Origin of the sequence: Bradyrhizobium sp. CCBAU 11357 (assembly GCF_028128865.1) — a bacterium.
Classification (GTDB): Bacteria; Pseudomonadota; Alphaproteobacteria; order Rhizobiales; family Xanthobacteraceae; genus Bradyrhizobium.
Window position 1 is genome coordinate 16350 of the sequence record NZ_LBJW01000096.1, and the last position, 25571, is coordinate 41920.

Genomic DNA, 25571 nt, shown 5'->3' on the forward strand with positions numbered 1-25571 from the left:
TTTATCGTTGGCCCGGTCGGGCGTTCCCGACCGGACACTACACCACTCGGCAGCCCCGCGTTAAGCGCGACCGGCTTGGAATGGGCCCGCCATTTGGCTATCACGGTTCTCGAGAAACGCCCCGGAGGAACTGATGCTCGCCCCCACCCCCGCCTCGCCCGAATCCGTCGGCATGTCCAAGGCTGCGCTCGACCGCGTCGATGCGCATCTCAAGCGCCGGTACATCGATGCCGGCCGTTTCCCGGGCACGCATCTTCTGGTCTACCGCCGCGGCAAGGTCGCGCACAGCTCGGTGCAGGGCTTTGCCGACGTCGAGCGCAAGGTGGCGGTGAAGGACGATACGATCTATCGCATCTATTCCATGACCAAGCCGCTCACCAGCGTCGCCTTCATGATGCTGGTCGAGGAAGGCCTCGTCGCGATCGACGAGCCCGTCGCCAAATACATTCCGGAGTGGAAGGATCTCGGCGTGTTCGTCGCCGGCACCTATCCGGCGTTCCTGACCCGGCCGCCATCCCGGCCGATGCTGATCGTCGACCTCTTGCGCCACACGTCTGGACTAACCTACGGCTTCCAGCAACGCTCCAACGTCGATGCTGCCTATCGCACCGAGAAGATCGGCGAGGTCGAGAAATCCGGCACGCTGCAGAGCATGATCGAGGGCCTGGCAAAGATCCCGCTGGAGTTCTCGCCGGGCGAGTCCTGGAACTATTCCGTCGCAACCGACGTGATCGGCTATCTCGTCGGAAAGATCTCGGGGATGCCGTTCGAGCAATTCCTCAAATCGCGCATCCTCGATCCGCTCGGCATGACCGACACCGACTTCCACGTGCCCGCCTTGAAAGCGCATCGCTTCGCGGCCTGCTATTCGGCGGATCCGGGCGGCGGCATGACCTTCCATGCCGGCCAGCGCCGCGAGGGGCTGACACTTCAGGACGATCCGACAACGAGCTCGTTCCTGTCGCCGCCCTCGTTCATCTCCGGCGGCGGCGGGCTGTGCTCGACGGTCGCCGACTATCTCACCTTCTGCCGCGCGCTGCTCAATGGCGGCGAGCTCGGCGGCGTCAGGCTGATCGGGCCGAAGACGCTGGCGCTGATGACGACCAACCACATTCCGGGTGGCCGTGCGCTGCCGGAGGTCTCGCGCTCGCTGTTCTCGGAAGCGACCTATAACGGCATCGGTTTCGGTCTCGGCTTCGCCGTCACCATGCGCCCGGCCGAGACGCTGATCGCCGGCAGCCCCGGCGAATACAATTGGGGCGGCGCCGCCACAACCTCGTTCTGGATCGATCCGGCCGAGGAGCTGATCACGATCTTCATGACCCAGGTGCTGCCGTCGAGCGCTTACCCGCTCCGCCGCGAGCTGCGCAGCATGGTCTACGCCGCAATCACCGAGAGCAACCTGTAACCAATCACGGCCGATCCCGCGGCTGCCGGCCGCGGGATCGCACGATCAAGCGCTCATTTGAGCATCTCCGGCACGATCAGGCGCGGCAGGAACAGCGAGACGCTGGGCCAGACGATGAGCGCCGCCAGCACGAGCAGCATCGGGATCAGCATGATCATCGTGTCCTTCAGGGCATAGCGCAGCCGCACGCCGGCGATCGAGCAGGCGATCATCAGACAGAGGCCATAGGGCGGCGTCACCAGCCCGAAGGCCAGCGACACGATGGAGATGATCGCGAACTGAACCGGATGGAGATCGACCGACTTGGCGAGCGGCTCCAGCACGGTCCCGACGATGATGATCGCCGGGATGGCGTCGAGGAAGCAGCCCACCACCAGAAAGCAAAAGGCGATGAAGAAGCCCGCCGTGACCGTGCCCATGCCCCAGGTCGAGACATTCGCCAAAAGTTCCTGCGGGATCTTGTAGTAGGCCAGCAACCAGCCGAACGCGCTCGCCGTGCCCACGCAGAACAGCGCCACGCCGGCAAGGCGGCCGGTGTCGAGCAAGGCCTTGTACAATTCGCGCAGGCCTGTCTCGCGATAGAAGAATGCGGAGAGCGCTACGGAATAGAGCACCGCGACGCAGGCGGATTCGGTCGCGGTGAACCAGCCGAGCAGAATGCCGCCGACGATGATGAACGGCGTCATCAGCGCCGGTATCGACCGCCAGATGGCGCATCGCATCTCGACCCAGGTCGACTTCGGATATGTCGGATAGCCGCGGCGTACCGCGTAGACGTGCACAGTCGCCATCTGCGCGCCCGCGATCAAAAGGCCCGGCACGATGCCGGCCAGATACATCGCCGCGATCGAGGTCGAGATCAGCCCGCCCCAGACGATCATCAGGATCGACGGCGGGATGATGACGGCAAGCACCGCCGATACCGCCGTGATAGCGATGGAGAACGAAAGGTCGTAGCCCTCCTTGCTCTGCGCATCGATGAAGATCTTGGACTGGCTCGCCGCATCCGCGGTGGACGAGCCCGAGATGCCCGCAAAGAACACCGACAGCACGACGTTGATCTGCGCCAGCGATCCCGGCCAATGCCCGACCATCGAGCGCGACAGCTCCACCAGGCGGTCGGTGATGCCGCCGATGCTCATCAGGTTCGCCGTCAGGAGGAAGAACGGCACCGCGAGCAGGATGAACGAATTGTAGGCGTTGAAGGTTTCCTGCGCGAGCATCATCAGCGACAGGCGCGGCTCGATCAGAAGGATCGGCACGCAGGCCAGGCCGAGCGCGAAGGCGACCGGCACGCGCACGATGAGCAGGCCGATGAAGACCCCGAACAGCACCATCGCGGCCTGTCCGGCAGAAAGTACAGTGCCGCTCATTTCTGTGCCCCGACCAGAATGCGCATTTCATCAATGATCTGTTCGCCCGCAAACACGATCCACGTCACGCCGGCCACCGGCCAGGCGACGTGGATCAGCCAGAGCGGCAAATCGGCCAGCTCCGACGTTCTGTTCCAGGCGAAGCGTGTGAATTCGATTCCGGCCAACACGAACACGAGGGCCAGTGCCAGCACGCCGAGCCGCGCGATGATCCGCACCGCGGCCTCCGAGCGCCGCGACAAATCCGGCCACACGTCGACCTCGAAATGCTGCGCCTCGCGGATGCCCACCATGGCGCCAATCATGATCGTCCAGACGAACAGGAAGCGCGCCATCTCCTCGGTCCAGATGTAGGAGGGAATGAACGGCGTGTAGCGCGAGACGATTTGCAAGGTGACGGGGATGACGAGGATGCCGACGCAGGCGGCGAGCAGGAATTCCAGCAATTTCGCATAGGCCGCGGTGACGCGACGCCACAGCGACGGCGTGGACGGGAGGTGCATTTCGGACATTGGAGCTCCGTACGGCGCTCATCCGCCACGTCCGGGCAGGAAGCGGGGCCTGCCCGGCATGCTGTCGGCGGACGGGGCGGCCTCAGACGACGTTGATCTTGTCGAAAATGCCTTCCGCGCCGATCTCCTTGGCGTAGGTGGCCATGACGGGGTCGGCGAGCTTCTTCATGGCGTCGCGCTCCTCGAACGGAACGCGCTTGAGCTTGCCGGCCTTCTCCAGCGTGTCGAGCTTGACGACCTCCTCGCTGGACTCGAGCTGGCGGCCGTAATCGCCGGCCTCCTTGCCCGCCTTCATGATCGCGTCCTGCAGATCCTTGGGCAGGGTCTTCAGCGTCTTCACCGAGAAGCAGATCGGCCGGATCGACACGGCGTGCTGTGTCAGGTTGAGATGCGGGGCCACTTCGTAGAACTTCATCGCCTCGACGCCGGCCGCCTCGTTCTCGCCGGCCGAAATGACGCCGTTCTGGATCGCGTTGTAGATCTCGTTATAGGCGATCACGGTTGGGCTCATGCCGACGGCCGCGAAGGTCTTCGACCAGATCGGCGCGCCCTGCACACGGACCTTGAGGCCTTTGAGATCGGCGAGGTTCTTGAGCGGCTTGTTGGCGAAGATGTTGCGGATGCCGCCGCCGGCATAGCCGATCAGAACGACTTCGGCCTTGGCCGCGACCTCGTCGGCGATCGGTGCCAGGATGTTGGCTTCGACCACCTTGTTCATGTGCTCGATGCCCTTGAACACGAAGGGCGCATCGATGAACGGGGCCGCCTTGGCGAAGGTCGACATGTGGGCCGGCGAGACGATGCCGTAATCGACCGCCTTGCCCTGCGACATGTACTCGAAATACTGCTTCTCGAGGCCGAGCGAGGAGTTCCTGTGCAGGGTGAAGTTGACGGGCTTGCCGTAATATTTCTTCACCAGCTCCTCGAACCGCAGCAGGGCCCGGTTGAAGGCATGATCGTCATTGAACTGCACGGCACCGTTCAGCGTGATCGGAGCTTGCGCCCTCAGGATCGACGGCATGCCAATGGCAGCTGCCGCAGTGGTTGCGCCGATCCCAGCGAGAAATGACCTTCGCTTCATCGTCTCCCCTCCCTTTGATGCTCCAGCCCTGTCGCCGGGCCGTGAGCGCAGCCGTTATGCGGCTTGTGAGAGGCAAGCGTATGAAAAACCTCGACGGGACGGAAGTGATTTCGCGTACGTTGCCGGCCCTCATCGTCGCGGCGCTGTTCCGGCACGACCTGCTGCACTGCAACGGACGCTCCGGCCGGCGCGCTCAGAAGGCAGCCGTGCGGACCTGTGCGCTGCACGCAATAGGACCGCGCGGCTCCTCGAAGCCTAATGCAAATGACCGATCAGATAGATGCCGCCGCCGATCACGATGATCGCCGGCACGGCCCACAGAATCAACACTGGCATCACGCTCCTCCTTAGTTGGACGTGCAGACCTTGACCGTCTTCATGCCGCTCTCAGCCTCAGTGCGCGTCTTGTAGATCGTGCCCGAGGGGCTGACGACGGTCATGGACGTGTCCGTCGGCTTCTTGTCGACGATGGTGCACTTCTTGGTCTTGACGTCCTGGACGACGTAGAACTCGTCGGCCGCGAACGCCGGCAGGGACAGCGCAGCAACCATCAGTGCTGCGGACGCTATTCTCAACTTCATGTTCTCCTCCTCCAGTTCGCAGGGCTCGTTGCCTGCTGATTCCGGAACGGGAAAAACAGGCAATTTGTTCCTTTTCGCAGGGAACGCCACCCGCGATGAGATGTTGGTGCGGCGCTATTCACCTCAGAGGAGAACCAGGATGAAGAAGCTGTTTTTGCTGTCCGCCGCGGCAGCGTTGATCTCGACCGGCGCTTTTGCGCAATCCACCGTGGTGACCACCACGGGAACCGGCCACGCGGCCGCGGTTCAGATCGAGCCGCAATACAGGACCAAGATCAAATCCTACGTCACCGAACATCGCATCCGCCCGGTCACGACGAAGGAGAAGATCATCGTCGGCGCGACGGTGCCGAGCGACGTCGAGCTCGAGGCGGTTCCGTCCGATTGGGGCCCGTCGCTGACGAAGTATCGCTACGTCTATTCGGGAGAGCGCGTGATGCTGGTCGATCCCGGCTCACGCACCGTCGTGCAGGAAATCGACTGATCTGGACGGGAGAGCGGCCATCTCGGCGGCGGCCGCCCTCCCCGAGTTGATCGCGTGACGTCGATCTGTCCGGAAAACCGCGTCGCGCGGTTTTCCGGATCATGGTCTAGACCGTCGAGATGCCGTCGATCGGGCTGATGTCCCCGACGAAACGCAGCAGATCGGCCATCGTGAACTCGCCCGGCACCTGCGAGGGCAGCGTCGGCTTCCAGTTCTTGCCCTTGAGCCAGAGATACGACTGGTGGTCGCCATGGACGAGGCCGACGAAGACCTCGGCGAGCAGGGTCGCGCCGACCGGCCCGAGCCTTTCACCGCCGCCCCGCTGCTCCGCCTCCTTGAGGATGTAGTACCAGAGCGGGGTGTGCTCGTGCAGGCCGTGCTTCTTCGCCACCGCGCCGTCGGTCCCCTTGGAGATTTCGGCCGGCGTCAGCGGGTTCTTGATCTTCATGGCCTTGGCGACGTCCTGCCCGGAGGGCAGGCCCAACAGCACGCCGCGCTTGAGATTGCGGAACGGCAGGCTGCCGCCGTCGCCGGGCAAGGTGTGGAGTTGCGGCACCACGAACGGGTCGATCTTGCGCGACGGATTGAACGTCACGCCGGCAGGATTGTTCGGCAGCACCTGATAGAAGCGCCGCCAGTCGATGATCCAGTTGCTCGAAAGCACCGGAAGCTGAATCGGGTTTGGCGCCAGATCGCCGATGATGCCGCCCGACAGCCCGGTGAACCTGAACAGCAGATCCAGGGTTGCCGGAGTGAGGCCGCCGGGCGTGAAGATCCGGTTGTGGCTATAGACCTGGCGCACCATGCTGTGGCCGAGACGGTAGACGGCGGCTGAAAACTCGACGGGCATGTAGGGTGTCTTCTTGAAGCGGTAGAAACGCCGCCCCTGCTCGAGAATCTTCGCGACGATCCCCTTCTCGGTGATCCGCTCCACGAAATCGTGCAGGACCATCCATTGGTAGTGCCAGGTCACGATCCGGCGCGCTTCCTCGAAGATCTCGCCCGCCGGCTTGCCGGACGCTGCGAGCTGATCGCAGACCTTGTTGTGAAACTTCAGCATCGCAAGATGGGTTTGCGCGACGAGCAGGTTCTCGTCGTTGCGGTGATCGCCGATCAGGGCAAACCCCTCGGGATTGCGCGGCAGGTCGTTGCGATGATCGCCCGTGATGGCATCGACGTTGACGGTCTTGCCGATCAGCAGCTTGGGGCCCGGTGTCTTGCCGGTGTCGGTCGCCGAATTGCGCGCGTACAGATGACGGCTTCCGTCGGGACCGAGACCATAGATGCTGTCGAGATCGAGCGCGGGCGTGCGAAAATTCGTGACCGCCGTCGGATCGGCTTCCTTCTCGCCGAAGGAGGTCAGATCCAGCGTGATATCATGATCGACGAATTGCCCGAGATAGGTGAAACCCGCCGGGACATTGGGATTGTTTCCGGCGGCGTCGCCGGGGGCGGGATCCTTCATCGCGTCGGCGAGCTCATGCAGCGGACCGTCGTCGACAGCCAGCGGCTCCAGGGTCGGAAACATCCTGCCAAACATGCCCGGATCGTCGTGTCCGGAAAGCGTATCCAGAAATTGTCGCGTCGGTTGACGTCCGGCCTTGCCATGACCGGGATGAACATTCACGTCGGTTCCCATCGCTTGCTCCTGCTCAAAATGCTGTAGGGGAGAGGGGCGCCGAAGATGCCGATTGGTTTAAAATTCTCGTTTCAGTATACGTTCAGAAGAATTGCCCCTCAGGGTGTAGTACGACGAAACATTACCACAGATTGCATTCTATGGATGTGTCCTACCGCGAGGCTTTTTGCCCCACCGACGACACAGGCTTTTGATCGCCCGCAGCTCGAGCAGGAAAGACTAAGGCGCGATCGACCGCCGGCCCAATCGGGCTTCAGCGTTTGGCAGCGAACCGCGACCAGATCTCAGCGTCGGTGTAGAAGTCCACGCCGCCATCGAGATCTCTCACCAGCCATTCGCCGAGATAGACGATCTGAGTGCCGCTGCGCCGCTCGTGCCGAAGCTCGAATTTTCCGTCGGCATCCTTCTGCAGCGAGCAATTCGACTGAACCCAGCTCGGCCACTCCTGCAACGGTTGCCCCAAAAATTGCCAGGCAACCAAAGCCGCGTTGTCCGACAAGGGTTCTAAGCGCAATGTCTTGGTCACGTGATCTCCACCATGCGAGTTTGTCCCCGATGCAAACGTCTCGGGACCGGAAAGGTTTGGAAACGTCGTTCCCTGACAGCATGCCTGACGGGTTCCAACGGTTCCTCTACTTTTTCGTCCGTGAAAACCCGGTCCCCTCGCGCCCTAACCGATCGTCTGCAGCGCCGGAAACGTCTCCAGCAGCCAGATGCTCACATTCGAGACCGCGCCCGTGAGAAAGCCGATGCCGGTGATCACCATCAAAGCGCCCATGGCGCGCTCGACATTGACGAGGTGGCCCTTCATGCGCGCGAACAGCGCGGAGAACTGCTCGATCATCAGCGCGGCGATCAGGAACGGAATGCCGAGGCCCGCGGAATAGACCGCGAGCAGGCCGGCGCCCTTCGTCACCGTGGCTTCCGCCGCGGCGATCGAGAGGATCGCGGCGAGGATCGGGCCGATGCAGGGCGTCCAGCCGAAGGCGAATGCGAGACCCATGATATAGGCGCCCCACAGGCCGACCGGTTTGGGGATCGGCAGCCGCCCCTCGCGCATCAGAAGGCCGATGCGCGTCAGGCCGAGGAAGTGCAGGCCCATGACGATGATGACGATACCGGCGAGGATCGACAGCTCCGCCGACCAGGCCCGGATCAGCCCGCCGATCAGCGAAGCGCTGGCGCCGAGCGCCACGAAGACGGTGGAGAAGCCGAGCACGAACAGGAGCGCCGACATCATGATCGCGCGCTTGGAGACCGCGGCCGGCTCGTCGCTCTCGACATGCTCGATCGTGGCGCCCGTGAGGTAGATCAGATAGGGCGGAACCAGAGGCAGGACGCAAGGCGAGAGGAAGCTGACGAGGCCGGCAATCAGCGCCGCCGGGATCGAAACATTTTGCATGATGCAGTCGGAGCCATCTCAGGCCCCGGTACGGCGCGCAGGGAACGCGCCCGGCCCGGAGCCGAACCGGCTCTGGTGTAGCCGATGCCGGAGAATGCGCAACAGAGGCGCACAGAACCAAGGCTCCTCCCGATGCCCTCCGTGATCACAGATGCGGCATCGGGACGCGCACAAACCTCGCCAAAAGCGGGATTCGGCGGCGCGGCTACTTCACCACGCGGAGCAGCGGACGCCGGGGCTGGTCCTGCGTCTGCTTGGAAGGGGGCGGCGGCTCGCTCGCAGCGCTCCGCAGCATTTCGTCGCACAGCGCCTTGAGATCGGCACTGTCGATTCCTTTCAGTTTCATCCTGACATCGAGGATGACGATGGACAGCATCTCGGCCGACTCACGGCTGTTGCACGCATTGAGAACCCTGCGGCACTCCTCGAGCGTTTCCAGCACCGACTGCAACTGTTCGTCTGAATGCGACACCGGCGTTCTTTCCGTTAATTCGGCCTGCGAGACGTATCGCTCACGCCCCCTTCGGCCCCATGGAAAACAAAAGATAGCACGAGGCGACTGCGCCTTCGAACCTGATTTCAGTGTGTTTCTGCTGTGGAACCGTGCTTCCGGCCGCGATCGCCATGCGGCACCATTGGCGATCGCCGAAATGCTGGGGGAGCAAACGCTTGAGGCGGTGCGATCGATCCATGAATCGATCCATGAGGGGCGACAGCATGGACTGGCGCGCAAAACCATTCATTGCGGACAGCGCCGGCAATCCCGCAGCCATTTTGCGGCTCGCAACGGAACTCACGCCATACCCCTCAGTCGAGCCGATAGTCTCGCCCGAATCCCAACTCATGGCAGCATCCAAATACCGCCCTCAGGTAGTAAGGATGACGTTCAAAACTCGTCGTTCCCCAACCCGTCGTGGTTGTGGTTTGCTCCAGATTCTGCCAGTTTAGCTTTCCAAAGGAAATTGTATGCACTCCTTGGCGGAAAGGGGCGTTCCGCTGGCGGAACGCCCAAAGACAAATCTCAGCGGCCTCTCGGATTGGGACACCGCCCGCATATTTTTGGAAGTCGTCCGAAGCGGAAGTTTTCGCTCGGCGGCGGAGCGCCTGTCGCTGTCGATCAACGCCGTGCGGCGCCGGATCGATGATTTCGAACGCCAGACCGGCACCACGTTATTCACCCGCGACGTCCACGGCACCCATCTGACCGATGAGGGCGCCCTGGTGGTGTCCGCCGTCGAGCGCATGGAGGCGGCCACCTTCGACGTGCTGCGCGCCAGCGATTCTATGGCCAACGCCCTGTCCGGCGAGGTCCGCGTCGCCGTCACCGAGGGGCTCGGCACATTCTGGCTGGCCCCGCGCCTGGTCGAATTCCAGCAGGCCTATCCGAAGATCCTGGTCGACCTGCATTGCGCGATGCGCTCGGCCGACGTCTCGCGCCACGAGGCCGACGTCGCCATCCATCTGTCCCGTCCCTCGGCGCTCGACATCAAGCTGGTGCGGCTCGGCCGCATGCATCTGATGTTCTGGGCCTCCGAGAAATACATCGAAAAGCATGGCGCGCCGCGCTCGGCGGCGGAATTGATCAAGCATCGTCTGGTGCTGCAATTCGCCGACCAGCTCGCCGCCAAGGAATCTTTCGAGAGCTTCTTCCCGGGCGTGTCCGAACGTGACCTTCTGGTCATGAAGACCAACGTCTCGAGCGCCAATTACTGGGCGGTCGCGAATGGCGCCGGCATCGGCGTCTTCCCGAGCTACGCCATCGCGCTTGGCGGGAAGTTGATTCCACTGGAGGTCGAGCTGAACCGACCGCTGGATATCTGGCTGTCCTACCACCCCGGTAGCGGCCGGATCCCGCGCGTACGACACATGATTGACTGGCTGATCGAGGCTTTCAATCCGGCCCGCTTCCCGTGGTTTAAGGAAGAGTTCGTGCACCCGCATGAATTCAAGGACTCGTATATGGGCGAACCCCTGACCCAGCTCTTCGGGGGATTTTCAACCGAAGAACAAAGGTGAAAACAGAGATGAAAGCAGCGGCGAAAAGAATGAAGCAGCGCAGCGCGGGCAAGCCGGACATCGAGCTTGGCAAGCGGATTCGTCTGCGGCGCGTCGAGATGAAGATCTCGCAGGCCGAGCTCGGTGAGAAGCTCGGCGTCAGCTTCCAGCAGGTGCAGAAATACGAGAAGGGCGTCAATCGCGTCGGTGCGGCCCGGCTTCAGCAGATCGCCTCCGCCCTCGATGTGCCCGTGACCTTCTTCTACGACGGTGACAACAAGGCCCGCGAAGTCGAGAGCCTGCTCTTCCTCGACTCGGCCTTCAGCCTCCGCCTGCTGCGCGCCTACAGCAAGATCAAGGATCAGACGGTGCAGCGTCAGCTCGTCTCGCTGATGGAATCGATCGCGGCGAACGAGAGCTGAGGCCGATCGACGGTCCGGCCTTCACGGCCGACGTTCAATCCGCCGCGTCACGGGGACGCGGCCGGATTGCACGAGATCGGCCGAAAGATGTCTGCGCGCAACTGCGCGCGGCCTGTCTCGGGGCGCCTTGGCCGCCCCTTTTTCTTGGCAATCTTTCTTCGAAGTTTCCGCCCCCGTCGAATGTCGTGCGCCATGCAATCGCAGCACGGCCGGATGCAGGCTCTGCTCTTCCGCGCCGGTTGACCGCGGCGCCGCCTGCGCCGCACATTGCGCCTCGCCACCGAGCAGCGAGCGCGCGATGCCAGACACTTTCAGCATGACCGAAAAACCCTACGCCGACGGCAAGATGCTCACGCACACGGCCGACGGCGTCGGCGTGATCACCTTCAACAATCCCGACAAGCGCAACGCGATGTCGCTGGAGATGTGGGAGGGATTTGGCGAGGCGCTGACCGCCTTGCGCGACGACGACAAGGTGCGCGTCGTGATCCTGCGCGGCGCCGGCGGCAAGGCGTTCGTCTCGGGCGCCGACATCAGCCAGTTCGAGAAGGTCAGGCACAACGCGGCGGCGTCCGAGCAATACGCCAAGCGCAGCGCCGCCCAGCGCGCCCTCCTCGCCGACTATCCCAAGCCGACCATCGCCTGCATCGACGGTTATTGCCTCGGCGGCGGCATGCAGGTCGCGATGCTCGCCGACATCCGCCTCGCCTCGCAGGACAGCCAGTTCGGCATTCCCGCGGCCCGGCTTGGCATCGCCTATGGCTATGACGGCTTGAAGCACCTGGTATCGCTGGTTGGCCCGTCCTGGGCGCGGCTCCTGATGTACACGGGCATGCGCATCGATGCCGCCGAGGCGCTGCGCATCGGCCTCGTCGAGCGCGTGTTCCCGCAAGGCGAGCTCTGGGGCGAGACCATGGCGATTGCCGAGACGATCGCGCAGAATGCTCCGCTCGCGATCAAGGCGGCCAAGATCACCATCGCGCAGGTCTTGAAAGACGAGAGCGCACGCGACATCGACGCGATCAAGGCGATCGGCAATGCCTGCATGGACTCGGATGATTTCCGGGAAGGCCGCCAGGCCTTCATGGCAAAGCGCAAGCCGCAGTTTCAGGGCCGCTGAAGCTGAACCGACATTCAGGAAGATTAAATTCCGCGCGCGGCCCAGTCGCCATAGCAACCAGTTGATCTCCCGCAAGTTCTCCCGCCACCAACGAGGGAGATTGCGATGAAACTCAGAATTGCTTTTCTTGCGCTGGCTGCGGTGGGTGGTGTGTCGCTCGCGTCGGGACCGGCGCTTGCGGCAATGCCGAACGGCATCCCGCAGGCCGACAAGATCGCAAGCGGTCCGGCTGCGAATATCGATCAGGTCCGCATGGTCTGCAACGCTTGGGGCCGCTGCTGGTGGCGACCAAACTATTACGGTGCCTATGGCTATTACGGCCCACGCCGTTTCTACGGGTCACGGCCATATGGCTATTACGGCCACCGCCACTGGCGTCGTTGGTAAATGACGTAGGGCCCCGAGGACCGCTTTCGCGCGCGCGTCGACTACAGCGCCGCAAGTACCGCCTTCGTGATATCAGCCGTGCCGTTGCTGCCGCCGAATTCCATTGGCTTGATGCCGCCGGCATAGACCTGGTCCACCGCACGCTCGATCGTCTCGCCGGCCTCCGCGGCGCTCTCGACGCCGTGCTTGTCGGCGAGCCAATCCAGCATCATCGCAGCGGACAGGATCATGCCGGTGGGATTGGCCTTGCCCTGCCCCATGATGTCAGGCGCCGTGCCGTGGCAGGGCTGGAACACCGCGTACTTGTCGCCGATGTCGGCCGACGGCGCCATGCCGAGGCCGCCGATCAGGCTCGCGGTGATGTCGGAGACGATGTCGCCGAACATGTTCTCCATCACCATCACGTCGAAATCCCAGGGACGCTTGACCAGCATCGCCGAGCAGGCATCGACATAGAGCCGGTCGGTCTTCACCTCGGGATGCTTCTTCTCGATCTCGTCGAAGATGCCGCGGAAGAACGCAAAGGCCTTGAACACGTTCGCCTTGTCGACGCAGGTGAGCGCACCGGGCTTGCCGCGCGCCTTGCGCCGCTCGGCGAGGCGGAACGAGAACTCGAACAGGCGCTCGGAGGTTTTGCGCGTGATCACCATGGTCTCGCGCGCGTCCTCATGGGTGACGACGCCCTTGCCCATCGAGGCGAACAGTCCTTCGGTGGACTCCCGGATCACGACGAGATCGATGCCGCGCTGGTCCGCGCCGACGATCGGGCTCGGCACGCCCGGAATGAGCCGCGCCGGACGCACGCCGGCATAGAGATCGAAGATGAAACGCAGCTCGATCTGCGGCGCGATCTCGGTATTGTCGGGGTAGCGCACCGATGGCAGGCCGCAGGCGCCCAGCAGGATCGCGTCAGCCTCCTCGCAGAGCTTGATGGTGCTATCCGGCATCGACTTGCCGGTCGCGAGATAATGGTTGGCGCCGGCCGGAGCCTCGGAGAAGCGGAAGCCGAAGCCGGATTTTTCGCCGACCTTGCGCAGCACCTCGAGCGCCGGCGCCATGACCTCCGGACCAATGCCGTCACCGGCGAGCACGGCAATGTGGAAGGCGTTGTTTGCGGACATGGAAGCCTCGAGGAAGGAGTTGGCCAAGTCGTCATTGCGAGCGAAGCGAAGCAATCCAGAATCTTTCCGCGGAGGCAGCCTGGATTGCTTCGTCGCTTCGCTCCTCGCAATGACGACGGAGAGAGCGTTGGTTATGGCGTCAGCACCGTACGCCCGACCACCGCACCCTGCTGCAATTGCAGCAGCGCGTCGTTGGCCTTGGCGAGCGGTTGCCGCGTCACCGGGATCGGCGGCACCCTCTTGGACCGCACGAGGTCGAGCAGCTCCTGCGTTTCGCGCAGGTTTCCGACATAACTGCCCTGGATCGTCACCGCCTTGATCGGAATCAGCGGCAGCGCCCAGGTCGCACCGCCGCCGAACAGGCCGACGATGACGAGCTTGCCGCCTTTGGTCAGGCAATCGAAGCCGAGCTGCGTCGTAGCGGAGTTGCCGACGAGGTCGATCACGGCGCGGATCGGCCCGCCGGCCTTCTTGGCAAGCTGCTCCAGCGCATCCGGCGCCTTGGGATCGACGGTTGAGAGCGCACCGGCCTTCTCCGCGGCCTCGCGCTTCCGGGCGTCGATATCGACCATGATCGCGCCCTTGCCGCCCATCGCTTTCAGCAGCGACAGCGCCATCAGGCCGAGACCGCCGGCGCCGAACATCACGATCGGCGTGTCGAAATGCTGCTCGACCTTCTTCAGCGCGCTGTAGGTGGTGACGCCGGAGCAGGCATAGGGCGCGGTCGTCGCGGGATCGAGGCCCTTCAGATTGAGCAGGTAGCGCGGATGCGGCACCAGCATGTGATCGGAATAGCCGCCGTCGCAATAGACCCCGAGCGAGCGCGGCGTCAGGCACATGTTCTCGTCACCGGCGAGGCACGTGGCACATTTGCCGCAGCCGATCCAGGGATAGACTAGGCCGACATCGCCGACCTTCAGGTCGCCCTGGTCGGTCGGCTTCACGTCCGGGCCGAAGGCGAGGACCTCGCCGACGGTCTCGTGGCCCATGGTCAGCGGCAGGTTGATGCCGCGGTCCTTCAACGAGAGCGGCTTGCGGCCATGGCCGAGATCGTAGCCGCCTTCCCAGATGTGGAGGTCGCTGTGGCAGACACCGGCGGCCTTCACCTTGATCAGCACCTGCGTGCCCGCGGGCTGCGGCGTCGCCTCGTCGAACTCCTGCAGCGGCGCCTTGAAATCGGCAACCTTGAAACTCTTCATCGGCGTCCTCCGGCATGCTTCTTGTTGTCGCGCTACCATGCCACGGTCGGCGCGGCGAGACAAACCGGTCTTAGTTCAAGCCAGCGGATGGTGGCAAGCCGCGAACTGGCCGGGAGCGAGTTCGCGCAACTCCGGTATCTCCGCGCTGCAACGCTGGTCGGCCCGCGGGCAGCGGGTGCGGAAGCGGCAGCCGGATGGCGGCGCAATCGGCGACGGCGGCTCGCCGGCCGCCACACTTTCGGCGGAACGCACGTCCGGATCCGGCACCGGGATCGCCTGCAACAGCAGCGCGGTGTAGGGATGCGCAGGCCGCGCGAACAACTGCTCGGAAGGGCCGACCTCGCAGAGCCGGCCGAGATACATCACCGCGACGCGATCGCTGACCGCTTTGACCACCGCGAGGTCATGGGCGATGAACAGCAGCGTCAGGCCGAAGCGCGCCTTCATCTCCTCCAGCAGGTTGAGGATCTGCGCGCGAATGGAGGCGTCGAGGGCCGAGACCGGCTCGTCGCAGACGATGAATTCAGGGTTGAGCACCAGCGACCGCGCGATACAGATACGCTGGCACTGGCCGCCGGAGAATTCGTGCGGCAGGCGGTTCGCCACGAGATCGGGGTCGAGCCCGACCGCGGAGAGCACCTCGTGAACGCGCCGTTTGCGCTCGGCGGCATCCTTGACGCCAGCGATGATCAGCGGCTCGGCGACGATGTCGCCGATGCGCCGGCGCGGGTTGAGCGAGGCGATCGGGTCCTGAAAGATCAGCTGCACGCGGCGGCGCATCCTGCGCAGCGCATCGCCGTCCATCGCGGTGAGGTCCGCGCCGTCGAACATCACGCGGCCGGACTTGGCGCGGCGCAGTTGCAGCACCGCGCGACCGAGCGTCGACTTGCCGCAGCCGGATTCGCCGACCAGTCCCAGCGTCTCGCCGCGCGCGACCTCGAGGCTGACACCGGAGACGGCATGAACAATCTTGTTGCCGAGGCCATATTCGACGACGAGATTGTCGACGTTCAGAAGCGGCGCGGGGCGCACAGCAAGCTGCATCATGCCTCGATCCCCTCCGTCATCCGGATCGGGTGGAAGCAGGCATAGACATGCCCCGGCATCTCAGCACTCGTCAGGACCGGTTTGGCCTCATGACAGCGCCCGGTGGCATAATTGCAGCGCGGCGCGAAGGAGCAGCCCTTCAGCGGCCGCGTCGGATCGGGGGGACGGCCCGAGATCGCCGGCAGCGGCGTATGCGGCGCGGCATCCAGCTTTGGGATCGCCGCCAGCAGCGCCTCGGTGTAGGGCATGTGCATGCGCTTGAACAAGGCTTGCGTCGGCGCGCGCTCCACCACCCGGCCCGCATACATCACCGCGACCTCGTCGGCGCGGCCGGCGACGACGCCGAGATCGTGGGTGATGATGATCATCGCCATGTGGCGGCGGCGCTGCTCGCGCGCGAGCAGATCGAGGATCTGCGCCTGGATGGTGACGTCGAGCGCGGTGGTCGGCTCGTCCGCGATCAGGAGCTTCGGCTCGCAGGACAGTGCGATCGCAATCGCGATGCGCTGGCGCATGCCGCCGGAGCATTGATGCGGATATTGCGCGAGCCGCTGCTCCGGCGCGGGAATGCCGACGGCGGCGAGCAGCTCGATGCTGCGCGCCTTCGCGGCGGGGGCGTCGAGCTCGAGGTGCTCCTGGATCGTCTCCATCAGCTGCGTGCCGATGGTGAGCACCGGGTTGAGCGAGGTCATGGGGTCCTGGAACACGACCGCGAGATCGCGTCCGCGCAAGCGCCGCAGGCTTTCAGGCTCGAGCCGCACCAGATCCTGTCCGTCGAACATCACCCGGCCCGTCAGCTTCGCCTTCTTCGGCAGCAGCTGCAGCACGGCGCGCGAGAGCATGGTCTTGCCGCAGCCGGATTCGCCGACGATCCCGAGCGTGCGGCCGGCCTGCAGCGAAAGGTCGACGTGATCGACGGCACGCAAATTTCCGCGCGGGGTCGGCAGCTCGACCGCGACATCCTCGATGGTCAAGAGCGGCGCGCTCACAGTGCCCCCTGACGTGGGTCGGTGAGGGCCCGCAAGGTGTCGCCGACGAGGTTGAAGGCCAGCACGGTGAGGAACAGTCCGGCCGCCGGCAGGAAGGCGAGGCGCGGCGCGACGTCGAGGCTGTCGCGTCCCTCGCCGATCATGCTGCCCCAGCTCGCCATCGGCGGCGGCACGCCGAGGCCGAGAAAGGACAGCGCGCCCTCGACCACGATGGTGACGGCGACGCCGAGCAGGAAGAAGGCGAGCAGCGGCAGGATGACGTTCGGCAGCAGCTCGCGCAGGAGGATGCGCGCATGGCTGGCGCCGAGCGCCTCGGCCGCGATCACGAACTCGCGCCGCGCCAGTGTCAGCGTCGCCGCGCGCGCCACGCGCATGAAGGCGGGAATGCCGAGCACGCCAAGGACCATTGTCAGGTTGGGGACCGACTGCCCGAGATAGGCGACCACCGCGAGCGCGAAGATCAGCGGCGGAAAGGCGAGCAGGACGTCCATGCTGCCGACCACCAACGTCTCGAACCGGCCACGGAAATAACCGGCCAGCAGGCCGAGCGCGCCGCCGACGACGAAGCCGATCATGGGCGCGATCAGCCCGACCGCCAGCGACACCCGCGCGCCAAAGATCAGCCGGGCGAGCTCGTCGCGGCCGAGCCCGTCAGTGCCGAGCCAATGCTCGCCGGAGAAGCCGGCGCGCCGTTCCAGCATGTCCATGTCGACAGGGTTCTGCAGCGGCAGCACCGGCGCCAGGATCGCGAGCGAAAGGATGATCGTAAGCCAGGCGCTTGCGATCCAGAACAACGGGCCGAGCTTGCGCTTGCGGCCGACCGGCGCAGCCACCTCCTCGTCCTGGATCGACAGCTCAAGCGTGGCCATGGCGGATCCTCGGATCGAGCACGGCGTAGAGCATGTCGACGATGAAGTTGACGATGACGAAGCCGCAGGCGACCAGCAGCACCACGCCCTGGAGGATGACGAGGTCGCGGGTGTAGATCGCCCCGACCAGCAGCCGGCCGATACCGGGCAGCGCGAAGATCGATTCCACGATCAGCGTGCCGCCGAGCAGGCGGCCGATATTGATGCCCGTCACCGTCACCAAAGTCAGCGACGAAGGCTTGAGCGCATGCACGAACAGGATGCGCGATGGCGTGAGGCCCTTTGCTTTCGCGAGCGCGATATAATCCTCCTGCAGGGTCGCGATCATGTCGGAGCGCAGCACCCGCATGATCCCCGGCCATTCCGCCAGCGCCAATGTCAGCGCCGGCAGCACGAAGAAGCGCAAATTGGCCAGCGGTGCCTCGGTGAACGGCACATAGCCGGTCGCCGGCAGCCAGCGCAGCTCGACCGCAAACAGATAGATCAGCAGGATCGCGGTCAGGAACGACGGCATTGACAGCATCGCGAACGCGCTGCCGGTCATGAAGCGGTCGAACGCGCCGCCGGCGCGCGCGGCACAGGCGATCGCGACGGGAACGCCGATCAGGAGCCCGATGAACTCGGCCATCAGCATCAGCTGCAGCGAGACCGGGATGCGCTCGGCGACCGCCTGCAGCACCGTCTGCCCGGTGCGGAACGAGCGGCCGAGATCGCCCTGCAGCAAATGGCCAAGCCAGCTCAGGTAACGCCACCACAACGGCTGATCGAGCCCCATGTCACGGCGCAGCGCCGCGACATTTTCCGGCGTTGCCTGGTCGCCGAGGATGACGAGCGCGAGATCGCCCGGCAGCAGCGAGGCGATCAGGAACGTGAGCAACGAGACGGCGAGCAGCACCGGCAGCATGCCGAGCAGCCGGCGAACGACGAAGTTCAGCATTGCGCCGTCATTCCAGCCAGGTGGTCGAGACGTCGATCACGCCGTTGTAGATCTTGGGAAAACCCTTCAACTTGGCGCTCGACAGCGCGTAGTTAAGTGTTCTGGAAGGTCCAGAACCAGATCGCCTCCTTGTTGATCAGGCGGCTGATGGCGCAGTAATCCTCGGTGCGCTGGGTGATGTCGGCGGTGACGCGTGCGTGGTCCAGAAGCCTGTCGAGCTCGGGATCGGAGAAGCCGGCGAGCGCCAGCGGGCTGCCGCTGCGGAAGTTCGCGTACATCTGTGGATCGGGATCGGCGAGATCGACGATGCGCCACGGCGTCAGCTGGAACTGGCGGGTGAAGGCGCGCGTCGGAATCGTGGCCTGGTCGACCTGCTCGATCTCCATGTTGGCGCCGACGCGTTTCCAGAACTGCTGCAGCACCTGGCCGATCATGCGGCCTCGGGGCGTTGCGGTCACCAGCATCTTGAACTCGACCGGCTTGCCGTATTCCTTGATCAGCGCCTTGGCCTTCTCGACCTCGAACGGCAGCGCCCCGTCGTCCTTGCACTTGACCCAGGAGCCGTCGCCGTAGGGATTGCTCGCAGGCCGGCTCAGGCCGTTGCTGATCGCCTGCGACATCTTCGGACGGTCGATCGCCATCACCAGTGCCTGCCGCACCCGGACGTCGTCGAATGGCGCCACCTTGGTGTTGAAGGCGTAGACCTGCGCGCCCGAGCCCTTGTAGGTGTGCACCGTGAGCTTGGGGTCTTTCTGCGCCTTCATGATGTTGTCGGCGTCGTTCTCGTCGTCCCAGATGATGTCGGCCTCGCCCGATTGCAGCGAGGCGAAACGAGACTGCGCGTCAGGCAAAGGCTTCAGGATGATGCGGTCGAGATAGGGACGGCCCTTGTCCCAGTAATTGGGGTTCTTCTCCAGCACCATGCGGTCGCCGGCGGTCCATGATTTCAGGATATAGGGGCCAGTGCCGACGGGATTGCGATTGTAATCGTCGCCCTTGGTCTTCCAGGCCGTCGGCGAATGCACGACATTGTTCTGACTCTGGATGGTGTTCGTCGCCGGCAGGTTCACGGAAGGATCCGTGAGATTATAGACGATTGTGTATTCGTCGGGCGCCAGCACCTCCTTGACGTTGGTGATGTAGAAGGCGCAGCGGCACTTGTTGGCGGGGTCCTTCTGCCGGTCGAAATTCTCCTTGAAGGCCTGCGCATTGAATGGCGTGCCGTCATGGAATTTCACGCCTTCGCGAAGCTTGAAGGTCCAGCTCTTGTAATCGTCGGAATGGGTCCAGGACACCGCGAGCTTCGGGGCGGCCTCGCCCTTGTCATTCAGCGTTGTGAGCGTGTCGAAGATCGCGGCGGCAGCGGTGAAGGTCGAGGTGTCGTAGACGCCGACCTTGAGCGGATCGAAGCCTGAAATCTCCAGCTCCTGACCGACGGTGATGCTGCCGCCCGATTTCTGCGCCTGTACTGGCGTTGCCAGTGCAAATGCCGCAACGAGGAAAATAGGCACGCGCTTGCGTGCCACGGCCGCCGCGTTCGTCATGGTTCCTCCCGGGATCCCGCGTCCGATGTTTCGGATCGTTGAATGACTCGGACGCGAGCTTGGCGACAAATGCTCGCCTCGGCAAGAGGAACCAACGAGAGTTCAAACGCCGCATGTGGTGGCGATGCGACTCAGGATGTCGCGGCTGTTTTGCCTGGCGGAATTGATACGCCGCTCGCAAGGCCGATCTCCTCGCGCAACGCGCTTGTGTGCTCGCCGAGCACGGACACGGTCTTGGCCGGCGTCGTGTCAGCCGCCGACATCCGAAACGGCAGGTTGAGCACCTGGAACGAGCCGCCCTCGTCCCGCACCTCGGTGAGCGCCCGGCGATGTGCAAGCTGCGGATCGGCCAAGGCCTCGGACACGCTGCGATAGGCCGAGGCCGGCACGCCGGCAGCACCAAGCACGCGCAGGCATGCAGCGGTCGAAAGCTGCCGCGACCAGATTTCGACGCCGTCCATCAGCTCGGCCCAGTTCTCGCGGCGCGCGGCATAGGTGGCGAAGCGCGGATCGGAGACCCAGTCGGGGCGGCCGATCACCCCCATCAAGGCCTGGAACGTCTTCTCGCTGGCGATCGTGATCATGACGTAGCCGCTTGCCGTCTCGGTCGGTCCGAACATCGGGCGTGGCGGCGGCGCCACCGTGAATTGCGAGCTCTGCAACTCGGTCAGCGTCAGCGACAGCATCGTCTCCAGCATGGAGACGTCGATGTGCTGGCCAACACCGGTCACGGTGCGCTGATAGAGCGCGGACGCGATCGCGCCGAAACCGTAGGTGCCGGTGACGACGTCGGCGTGGTAGATGCCGCAATAGTCCGGGCGGTTGCGGCCCGGCTGGTAGGCAAGATGCGCCATGTCGTAGCCTGAGGCCGCGTGGATCACCGGGGCGTAGGCCGGCAGCTCGGCCGAGGGGCCGGTCTGACCATAACCCGAGATCGAGCAGTAGATCAGCCTCGGGTTGACCTGACGCAGGCTGTCGTAGTCGAGCCGAAGGCGGCGCATCACGCCGGGACGGAAGTTCTCGACCAGAATGTCCGATGTCGCGGCCAGCCGGCGCACCGCCTCCTTGCCATCCTCGGACTTGAGGTCGAGGACCACGCTCTTCTTGCCGACATTGAGCTGGCCGAACGCGGTGCTGCAGCCGTTGCGCAAGGGAGGCCGGGTCCGCATCGTCTCCCCGCCGTCGGTCTCGATCTTGATGATCTCGGCGCCCATGTCGGCCAGCATCCGCGTGCAATGGGGCCCGGCGATCGTGGTCGAAAAATCCAGTACCCGCAGGCCTGCGAAGGCCTTTGTCGTCGTCCCCTCATGCTTATCTGCTAGCTGCATGCCTGCCTGCGTCCTCGGAACTCTTTGGAACCGTCGAAGTTCTTTGTTGTTGATGCGGCGACCCTAGAGGGCGGCGGCTGAGTAGGAAAGTGTTTACCGAACAGACGTGCCGCGTGGGCGGGCTTTGGAATTCCAGCACAACTGGACCCGTTCTTGCATAGCAGCAAGCGGGGTCTGAAGAGGGCGGCTGTTCTTGAGGGTCTTGTTCGTCACCACAGAGATGGACGACTTCGTCCGCGTTGGCGGACTGGGCGCGGTTTCCGCCGCCCTCCCGCGCGCACTTCGCTCCTTCGCCGATATCCGGATCATGCTGCCCGGCTATCGCGACATCATCGAGCAACTCACGCATATTCAGATCGTTGGCCGCTGTCCTGCATTCGCGGAGATGCCGGCCTGCTCGCTCGGCCGTGCCGCGACCAAGGACGGCCTGCCGGTCTATGTGCTGTTGTGCTCGCAGCTCTACGACCGGCCCGGCAACCCCTATGGCGATGAGTTCGGGCGCGACTGGCCCGACAACGACATCCGCTTCGCGCGCTTCGCCTCGGCGGCGGCTGAGCTGGCCATGGGCAAGCTGGACAAGAATTGGGCAGCAGACCTGATCCATGCCAATGACTGGCAGGCCTCGCTCGTGCCGGCTTACCTTGCCTGGCGCGGCGCCAAGCTGCCGTCGATCCTGACCATTCATAACCTCGCCTATCAGGGGCTCTTCCCGAAGGACTCGCTGCGGCGGATCGGCGCACCGGAGAGCTCCTTCCACATCGACGGCGTCGAGTTCTACGATCAGGTCTCCTTTCTCAAGGCAGGCCTCGTCTACGCGTCGCACCTCACCACGGTCAGCGGCACCTACGCGCGGGAGATCACCACGGCCGAGTTCGGCTGTGGCCTGGAGGGCCTGCTCCGCCTGCGCTCGGACGCCGCCGAGCTCACCGGCATCCTCAACGGCATCGACGAGAGCTGGGACCCGCGCTCCTGCGCCCAGCTCGCCCAGCAATTCGGCGCCGGCGATTGGATCGGCAAGAAGGCGAACGCGGACTACGTCCGCAAGCAGTTCGGGCTGGCGGTCTCGCGCGGGCCGATGTTCGGCATCGTCGCGCGTCTCGTGCATCAGAAGGGCATCGACCTCGTTCTGTCGGCGGCGGACGAGATCGTCGACGCCGGCGGGCAGATCGTGGTCACCGGCTCCGGCGAGCCGGCGCTCGAGCAGGCCCTGATCGACGCGCACCGCCGTCGCCCCGACGCAATCGGGGTCGCGATCGGCTTCAACGAGGCCCAGGCGCGGCGCATCTTCGCCGGCAGCGACTTCACCTTGATGCCGTCGCGGTTCGAGCCGTGCGGGCTCAGCCAGATGTACGCCCAGCGCTTCGGCTCGCTGCCGATCGGTCACCAGACCGGCGGCCTCGCCGAGACCATCAGCGACGGCGAGACCGGATTCCTGTTCTCGAAGCCCTCGCGCGAGTCCTTCCTCGGCGGCGTGCGGCGCGCCTTCTCGGCCTTCATGGCCCACGACCAGCTCGATACGATGCGCCGCAGCGCCATGGGACGCTCGTTCTCCTGGAGCATCTCGGCCGGCAGCTACAGCGCGCTGTATAGGAAGCTGGCGTCGGTGTGAGGCTGAGGCGTTTCCGCATACTCCGTCATTGCGAGGAGCGAAGCGACGAAGCAATCCAGATTCTTTCCGCGGAGGGACTCTGGATTGCTTCGCTGCGCTCGCAATGACGAGAAGGAGAAAGTCGCGCGCCTCACTCCGCTCTCGTGCCCCGGACGCAGCGCAGCGCGTCGCCCTTGCGACGTGGTGCGCTGCTGAGCCGGGGCCCATAGTGCGCCGGAGCTCGTCGCCTCTGGGTCCCGGCTCTGCGCTGCAACGCTCCACGCGTTGCAGCTTGTCCGGGACACGCCGGGAGCGCTCAGCGACGCACGTCCATCTGCGGCCGGCCGATCCAGGCGCGGTTGAGACACCGTGTCATCCAGTCGGGCTGCGCTTCGCCCCGCAGCCGCGCCTGCGCCTCCTGGTAGGGGCCGACATAGCGCAGCCTGTCAGGCAATTTCGGATAGGTGCGCCTGATCCACCGCAGTGCGTTGTCGGCGGATCGGATTCCGCGCGCGTCGAGCTCAAAGCCGAAGCCGGCACGCAAGCGCTCCGGCAGCATGCTCGCGGTGAGCGCGCGATACCATTGCGGTGGCCGCAACCACGGGCGGGCGCCGCTGAATATCTGCGCGGCGATCTCGCGTGCTGCGCTGCCGACCGTCAGCGTCTCCGACTGCGCCATCGCCGCGGTATAGGCGGCGAAGCCGGACCAGTTCGCCGGCAAATCATCCCCCGTCAATCCGAACAGGGCGCCGTACAGCCTGGCCTCGCACCAATAGCGATCGCGCTCCTCCGCCGAGAGTGGCGGCAGCACCAGATCATGTGCCATGAGCGCGGTCTCGACCAGCGTCGCATGGACCCAGCGCAGCGCGGGGATGTCGTTGGCGCAGTAGCGCGAGCCGGCCACGAACGGACCCACGGTCTCGGGCATTTCGCCGACGATCATGCTGTGACGCCGATGCAGCTGCCGGGACGACAGCAGCGCCCGGTCCAGCGAGCCGAACACCATCGTGAAGACGATGTCGAAGGTGCGATGGAAGCGGCCGATCGGATCGGCAAGGGTGCGCGAATGCTCGGCGATCGCCGCCGCCACCCATGGATGGGCCAGCTGCAGCAGCAGCGCACGGCCGGCGCCGAGAAAGATCACGGCCTCCCGGTCGATCTGCCAGGTCAGCGAGGCCGGACCGAATACGCCCGCGACCGGTCCCGCCGCGTTCGCACGCAGCGTATCGAGCGACTCCTCCAGATCTTTCTCGGCTACCAATTGCAGGCCTCGCGACGAAGACACGGCGACCATACTCCGGACCGCGCGCCTGCGAAATCGTCGTCGTGCGAAGCTATGACGGACAGAGCCCTCACTCCGCCGCCATCGGCATCTCGTCCAGATGCTCGTGCAGCACAACGCCGGCGAGCGGATCGAATTCGCCGATCCAGGGCTTGCGCGCCAGCACCGACTTCGTGTGCGCATAGCCGGCGTGCCAGCGCCGCGTGATCCCGGACGGACTGAAGTCGATATCCTTGGTATGGGTCTCGTGCTCGAGCTGCGGCGCCAGCAGCCGCACCACATGCATGCGGGTCGGGCAGCCGTAGCTCGTCAGCTCCGTCACCGCGGGATCGTTGCGCTCGCTCTCGGGCAGCCGCGCCGCGAGCTGATTGATGACGTGGCGCAGGCGATGGGCCTGCTGCTGGCGCGCGATCTGGCTCGCGATGCGGCTGGAATATTGCACGTCCTTGTGCCGGTTCAGCACCTCCGCCATCGTGGTCGGCTCCGGCCCGACCGGATTCCACAGATGCACGGAGAAGATCAGCGAGTCCCTGCGCGGATTGTCGTCGAACACCGCTTCGGTCGGCGTGTTCGACAGGATGCCACCGTCCCAATAGAGCTCGCCGTCGATGCGCACGGCGGGGAAGGCCGGCGGCAGCGCGCCCGAAGCCATCACATGCTTCACCGTCAGCTCGCCGTCGCGGCTGTCGAAATAGCGCATTTCGCTGATGCCGACGTGAGCCGCACCGACCGTCAGGCGCGGCGCGCAGCGGTTGGCGAGATCGAAATCGACGAGCTCGCCCAGCGTCTTCTCCAGCGGCGCGGTCGAATAATAGCCGGCGTGATCGGCGCCCAGCGGATAGGAATCGCCGGCATGGGCCAGCGGATTGGGCCGGAAGAAACCGGCAATGCCGTGGGTCACGGTCGACCAATAGGCCAGTTTCTCGTTGAAGCCGGGAAACGCGGCGCGCCAGTCCCAGACCGGCTGCTGCTCCATCCGCTTCCAGAACTCCCGCAAGCGCGCGAGCCGGTGCTCGGGCGCGTTGCCGGCGATGAGGCTCGCATTGATCGCACCGATCGAGGTGCCGATGATCCAATCCGGCTCGATGCCGGCTTCGTGCAAGGCCTGGTAGACCCCGGCGTGGTACGAGCCGAGCGCGCCGCCGCCCTGAAGCACGAGCACGACCTGACCCGGCAGGTCGAACTTCTTGTGCTGCGAATTGTCCTGCGTGCCCATGTCTCGCTCCTGGTGAGCCTATGCTTGCCATTCGTCAGGCGTAAGCT

26 protein-coding genes are annotated in these 25571 nt (G+C 64.7%); 7 read left to right on the forward strand and 19 right to left on the reverse strand.

The genetic code is table 11. The features are described from left to right. Positions 1–133: 133 nt before the first annotated feature. Positions 134–1408 carry a serine hydrolase domain-containing protein gene (locus tag XI05_RS14850; RefSeq protein WP_271502715.1) on the forward strand — a complete coding sequence of 425 codons (1275 nt, stop codon included), beginning with the start codon at positions 134–136 and terminating at the stop codon, positions 1406–1408. Between the two features lie 53 nt (positions 1409–1461). Here the strand turns inward: XI05_RS14850 and XI05_RS14855 are convergent, their stop codons facing one another. From XI05_RS14855 to XI05_RS14870, 4 genes are all read right to left on the reverse strand, one after another. Continuing rightward, positions 1462–2781, reverse strand: a complete 1320-nt coding sequence (locus tag XI05_RS14855; protein ID WP_212254779.1) for a TRAP transporter large permease — start codon at positions 2779–2781, stop codon at positions 1462–1464. Next, the gene (locus XI05_RS14860; RefSeq protein ID WP_212254778.1) at positions 2778–3293 is read right to left on the reverse strand and encodes a TRAP transporter small permease; all 516 of its coding nucleotides are present in this window, start codon (positions 3291–3293) and stop codon (positions 2778–2780) included. Before XI05_RS14860 ends, XI05_RS14855 begins: the two co-directional genes overlap by 4 nt. Before the next feature lie 82 nt (positions 3294–3375). Then, the gene (locus XI05_RS14865; RefSeq protein WP_271502718.1) at positions 3376–4374 is read right to left on the reverse strand and encodes a TRAP transporter substrate-binding protein; all 999 of its coding nucleotides are present in this window, start codon (positions 4372–4374) and stop codon (positions 3376–3378) included. A gap of 347 nt (positions 4375–4721) precedes the next feature. Next, entirely contained in the window at positions 4722–4955 is a 234-nt protein-coding gene (locus XI05_RS14870; protein ID WP_172783947.1) for a hypothetical protein, read from the reverse strand. A gap of 139 nt (positions 4956–5094) precedes the next feature. On the opposite strand from XI05_RS14870, the gene XI05_RS14875 reads away from it, so the two are divergent. Further along, positions 5095–5439, forward strand: a complete 345-nt coding sequence (locus tag XI05_RS14875; RefSeq protein ID WP_212254776.1) for a DUF1236 domain-containing protein — start codon at positions 5095–5097, stop codon at positions 5437–5439. A 106-nt stretch (positions 5440–5545) separates the two neighbouring features. Here XI05_RS14875 and XI05_RS14880 read toward each other — a convergent pair whose 3' ends face one another. From XI05_RS14880 to XI05_RS14900, 5 genes are all read right to left on the reverse strand, one after another. Continuing rightward, positions 5546–7078, reverse strand: coding sequence for a peroxidase family protein (locus tag XI05_RS14880; protein ID WP_271502726.1), 1533 nt, complete (start codon positions 7076–7078; stop codon positions 5546–5548). 253 nt (positions 7079–7331) lie between these two features. Next, complete coding sequence (locus XI05_RS14885) at positions 7332–7604, reverse strand: hypothetical protein (RefSeq protein WP_036025895.1); 273 nt, start codon at positions 7602–7604, stop codon at positions 7332–7334. Positions 7605–7748: 144 nt separating this feature from the next. Next, on the reverse strand, positions 7749–8480 hold the full coding sequence (locus tag XI05_RS14890) for a cytochrome c biogenesis CcdA family protein (protein ID WP_271502729.1): 732 nt from the start codon (positions 8478–8480) through the stop codon (positions 7749–7751). Positions 8481–8685: 205 nt separating this feature from the next. Then, positions 8686–8952 (reverse strand): hypothetical protein, encoded by a 267-nt coding sequence (locus XI05_RS14895; RefSeq protein WP_025034806.1) that lies wholly within the window; start codon positions 8950–8952, stop codon positions 8686–8688. Positions 8953–8992: 40 nt separating this feature from the next. Next, a complete protein-coding gene (locus XI05_RS14900; RefSeq protein WP_271502732.1) occupies positions 8993–9325 on the reverse strand; it encodes a hypothetical protein in 333 nt (110 codons plus the stop codon). 121 nt (positions 9326–9446) lie between these two features. On the opposite strand from XI05_RS14900, the gene XI05_RS14905 reads away from it, so the two are divergent. From XI05_RS14905 to XI05_RS14920, 4 genes are all read left to right on the forward strand, one after another. Beyond that, complete coding sequence (locus tag XI05_RS14905; protein WP_271502735.1) at positions 9447–10496, forward strand: LysR family transcriptional regulator; 1050 nt, start codon at positions 9447–9449, stop codon at positions 10494–10496. Positions 10497–10525: 29 nt separating this feature from the next. Next, entirely contained in the window at positions 10526–10897 is a 372-nt protein-coding gene (locus XI05_RS14910) for a helix-turn-helix domain-containing protein (RefSeq protein WP_020608151.1), read from the forward strand. Positions 10898–11195: 298 nt separating this feature from the next. After that, positions 11196–12017: an enoyl-CoA hydratase gene (locus XI05_RS14915; RefSeq protein ID WP_271502737.1), complete on the forward strand. Its 822-nt coding sequence runs from the start codon at positions 11196–11198 to the stop codon at positions 12015–12017. A gap of 105 nt (positions 12018–12122) precedes the next feature. After that, positions 12123–12404, forward strand: a complete 282-nt coding sequence (locus tag XI05_RS14920; protein ID WP_271502740.1) for a hypothetical protein — start codon at positions 12123–12125, stop codon at positions 12402–12404. Positions 12405–12445: 41 nt separating this feature from the next. Here the strand turns inward: XI05_RS14920 and XI05_RS14925 are convergent, their stop codons facing one another. The 8 genes from XI05_RS14925 to XI05_RS14960 form a co-directional block, all read right to left on the reverse strand. Beyond that, complete coding sequence (locus tag XI05_RS14925; RefSeq protein WP_271502743.1) at positions 12446–13525, reverse strand: isocitrate/isopropylmalate dehydrogenase family protein; 1080 nt, start codon at positions 13523–13525, stop codon at positions 12446–12448. A 131-nt stretch (positions 13526–13656) separates the two neighbouring features. After that, positions 13657–14724: an alcohol dehydrogenase gene (locus XI05_RS14930; protein WP_271502746.1), complete on the reverse strand. Its 1068-nt coding sequence runs from the start codon at positions 14722–14724 to the stop codon at positions 13657–13659. A gap of 75 nt (positions 14725–14799) precedes the next feature. Continuing rightward, entirely contained in the window at positions 14800–15771 is a 972-nt protein-coding gene (locus XI05_RS14935) for an ABC transporter ATP-binding protein (RefSeq protein WP_271502749.1), read from the reverse strand. After that, positions 15768–16760, reverse strand: a complete 993-nt coding sequence (locus XI05_RS14940; RefSeq protein WP_271502751.1) for an ABC transporter ATP-binding protein — start codon at positions 16758–16760, stop codon at positions 15768–15770. The genes XI05_RS14935 and XI05_RS14940 overlap by 4 nt, the downstream gene beginning before the upstream one ends. After that, positions 16757–17629, reverse strand: coding sequence for an ABC transporter permease (locus tag XI05_RS14945; RefSeq protein WP_271502754.1), 873 nt, complete (start codon positions 17627–17629; stop codon positions 16757–16759). The genes XI05_RS14940 and XI05_RS14945 overlap by 4 nt, the downstream gene beginning before the upstream one ends. Next, complete coding sequence (locus tag XI05_RS14950) at positions 17616–18566, reverse strand: ABC transporter permease (protein ID WP_271502757.1); 951 nt, start codon at positions 18564–18566, stop codon at positions 17616–17618. The genes XI05_RS14945 and XI05_RS14950 overlap by 14 nt, the downstream gene beginning before the upstream one ends. Before the next feature lie 92 nt (positions 18567–18658). Beyond that, positions 18659–20110 (reverse strand): ABC transporter substrate-binding protein, encoded by a 1452-nt coding sequence (locus XI05_RS14955; protein ID WP_271502760.1) that lies wholly within the window; start codon positions 20108–20110, stop codon positions 18659–18661. 131 nt (positions 20111–20241) lie between these two features. Next, positions 20242–21438: a CaiB/BaiF CoA transferase family protein gene (locus XI05_RS14960; RefSeq protein WP_271502765.1), complete on the reverse strand. Its 1197-nt coding sequence runs from the start codon at positions 21436–21438 to the stop codon at positions 20242–20244. A gap of 193 nt (positions 21439–21631) precedes the next feature. Here XI05_RS14960 and glgA point away from each other — a divergent pair, with 193 nt between their 5' ends. Next, entirely contained in the window at positions 21632–23047 is a 1416-nt protein-coding gene (gene glgA / locus XI05_RS14965) for a glycogen synthase GlgA (protein ID WP_271502767.1), read from the forward strand. A 295-nt stretch (positions 23048–23342) separates the two neighbouring features. Here the strand turns inward: glgA and XI05_RS14970 are convergent, their stop codons facing one another. Together XI05_RS14970 and XI05_RS14975 are read right to left on the reverse strand one after the other, a co-directional pair. Next, positions 23343–24287, reverse strand: coding sequence for an oxygenase MpaB family protein (locus tag XI05_RS14970; protein ID WP_271502769.1), 945 nt, complete (start codon positions 24285–24287; stop codon positions 23343–23345). A 91-nt stretch (positions 24288–24378) separates the two neighbouring features. After that, positions 24379–25524 carry a patatin-like phospholipase family protein gene (locus tag XI05_RS14975; protein WP_271502771.1) on the reverse strand — a complete coding sequence of 382 codons (1146 nt, stop codon included), beginning with the start codon at positions 25522–25524 and terminating at the stop codon, positions 24379–24381. Between the last annotated feature and the right edge of the window lie 47 nt (positions 25525–25571).

What these genes read in the sequence shown, in the direction of transcription:
- XI05_RS14850 (WP_271502715.1), top strand. Translation starts at nt 134, where the DNA reads ATGCTCGCCCCCACCCCCGCCTCGCCCGAATCCGTCGGCATGTCCAAG.
- XI05_RS14855 (WP_212254779.1), bottom strand. Translation starts at nt 2,781, where the DNA reads ATGAGCGGCACTGTACTTTCTGCCGGACAGGCCGCGATGGTGCTGTTC.
- XI05_RS14860 (WP_212254778.1), bottom strand. Translation starts at nt 3,293, where the DNA reads ATGTCCGAAATGCACCTCCCGTCCACGCCGTCGCTGTGGCGTCGCGTC.
- XI05_RS14865 (WP_271502718.1), bottom strand. Translation starts at nt 4,374, where the DNA reads ATGAAGCGAAGGTCATTTCTCGCTGGGATCGGCGCAACCACTGCGGCA.
- XI05_RS14870 (WP_172783947.1), bottom strand. Translation starts at nt 4,955, where the DNA reads ATGAAGTTGAGAATAGCGTCCGCAGCACTGATGGTTGCTGCGCTGTCC.
- XI05_RS14875 (WP_212254776.1), top strand. Translation starts at nt 5,095, where the DNA reads ATGAAGAAGCTGTTTTTGCTGTCCGCCGCGGCAGCGTTGATCTCGACC.
- XI05_RS14880 (WP_271502726.1), bottom strand. Translation starts at nt 7,078, where the DNA reads ATGGGAACCGACGTGAATGTTCATCCCGGTCATGGCAAGGCCGGACGT.
- XI05_RS14890 (WP_271502729.1), bottom strand. Translation starts at nt 8,480, where the DNA reads ATGCAAAATGTTTCGATCCCGGCGGCGCTGATTGCCGGCCTCGTCAGC.
- XI05_RS14900 (WP_271502732.1), bottom strand. Translation starts at nt 9,325, where the DNA reads ATGAGTTGGGATTCGGGCGAGACTATCGGCTCGACTGAGGGGTATGGC.
- XI05_RS14905 (WP_271502735.1), top strand. Translation starts at nt 9,447, where the DNA reads ATGCACTCCTTGGCGGAAAGGGGCGTTCCGCTGGCGGAACGCCCAAAG.
- XI05_RS14910 (WP_020608151.1), top strand. Translation starts at nt 10,526, where the DNA reads ATGAAGCAGCGCAGCGCGGGCAAGCCGGACATCGAGCTTGGCAAGCGG.
- XI05_RS14915 (WP_271502737.1), top strand. Translation starts at nt 11,196, where the DNA reads ATGCCAGACACTTTCAGCATGACCGAAAAACCCTACGCCGACGGCAAG.
- XI05_RS14920 (WP_271502740.1), top strand. Translation starts at nt 12,123, where the DNA reads ATGAAACTCAGAATTGCTTTTCTTGCGCTGGCTGCGGTGGGTGGTGTG.
- XI05_RS14925 (WP_271502743.1), bottom strand. Translation starts at nt 13,525, where the DNA reads ATGTCCGCAAACAACGCCTTCCACATTGCCGTGCTCGCCGGTGACGGC.
- XI05_RS14930 (WP_271502746.1), bottom strand. Translation starts at nt 14,724, where the DNA reads ATGAAGAGTTTCAAGGTTGCCGATTTCAAGGCGCCGCTGCAGGAGTTC.
- XI05_RS14935 (WP_271502749.1), bottom strand. Translation starts at nt 15,771, where the DNA reads ATGATGCAGCTTGCTGTGCGCCCCGCGCCGCTTCTGAACGTCGACAAT.
- XI05_RS14945 (WP_271502754.1), bottom strand. Translation starts at nt 17,629, where the DNA reads ATGGCCACGCTTGAGCTGTCGATCCAGGACGAGGAGGTGGCTGCGCCG.
- XI05_RS14950 (WP_271502757.1), bottom strand. Translation starts at nt 18,566, where the DNA reads ATGCTGAACTTCGTCGTTCGCCGGCTGCTCGGCATGCTGCCGGTGCTG.
- XI05_RS14955 (WP_271502760.1), bottom strand. Translation starts at nt 20,110, where the DNA reads ATGACGAACGCGGCGGCCGTGGCACGCAAGCGCGTGCCTATTTTCCTC.
- XI05_RS14960 (WP_271502765.1), bottom strand. Translation starts at nt 21,438, where the DNA reads ATGCAGCTAGCAGATAAGCATGAGGGGACGACGACAAAGGCCTTCGCA.
- XI05_RS14975 (WP_271502771.1), bottom strand. Translation starts at nt 25,524, where the DNA reads ATGGGCACGCAGGACAATTCGCAGCACAAGAAGTTCGACCTGCCGGGT.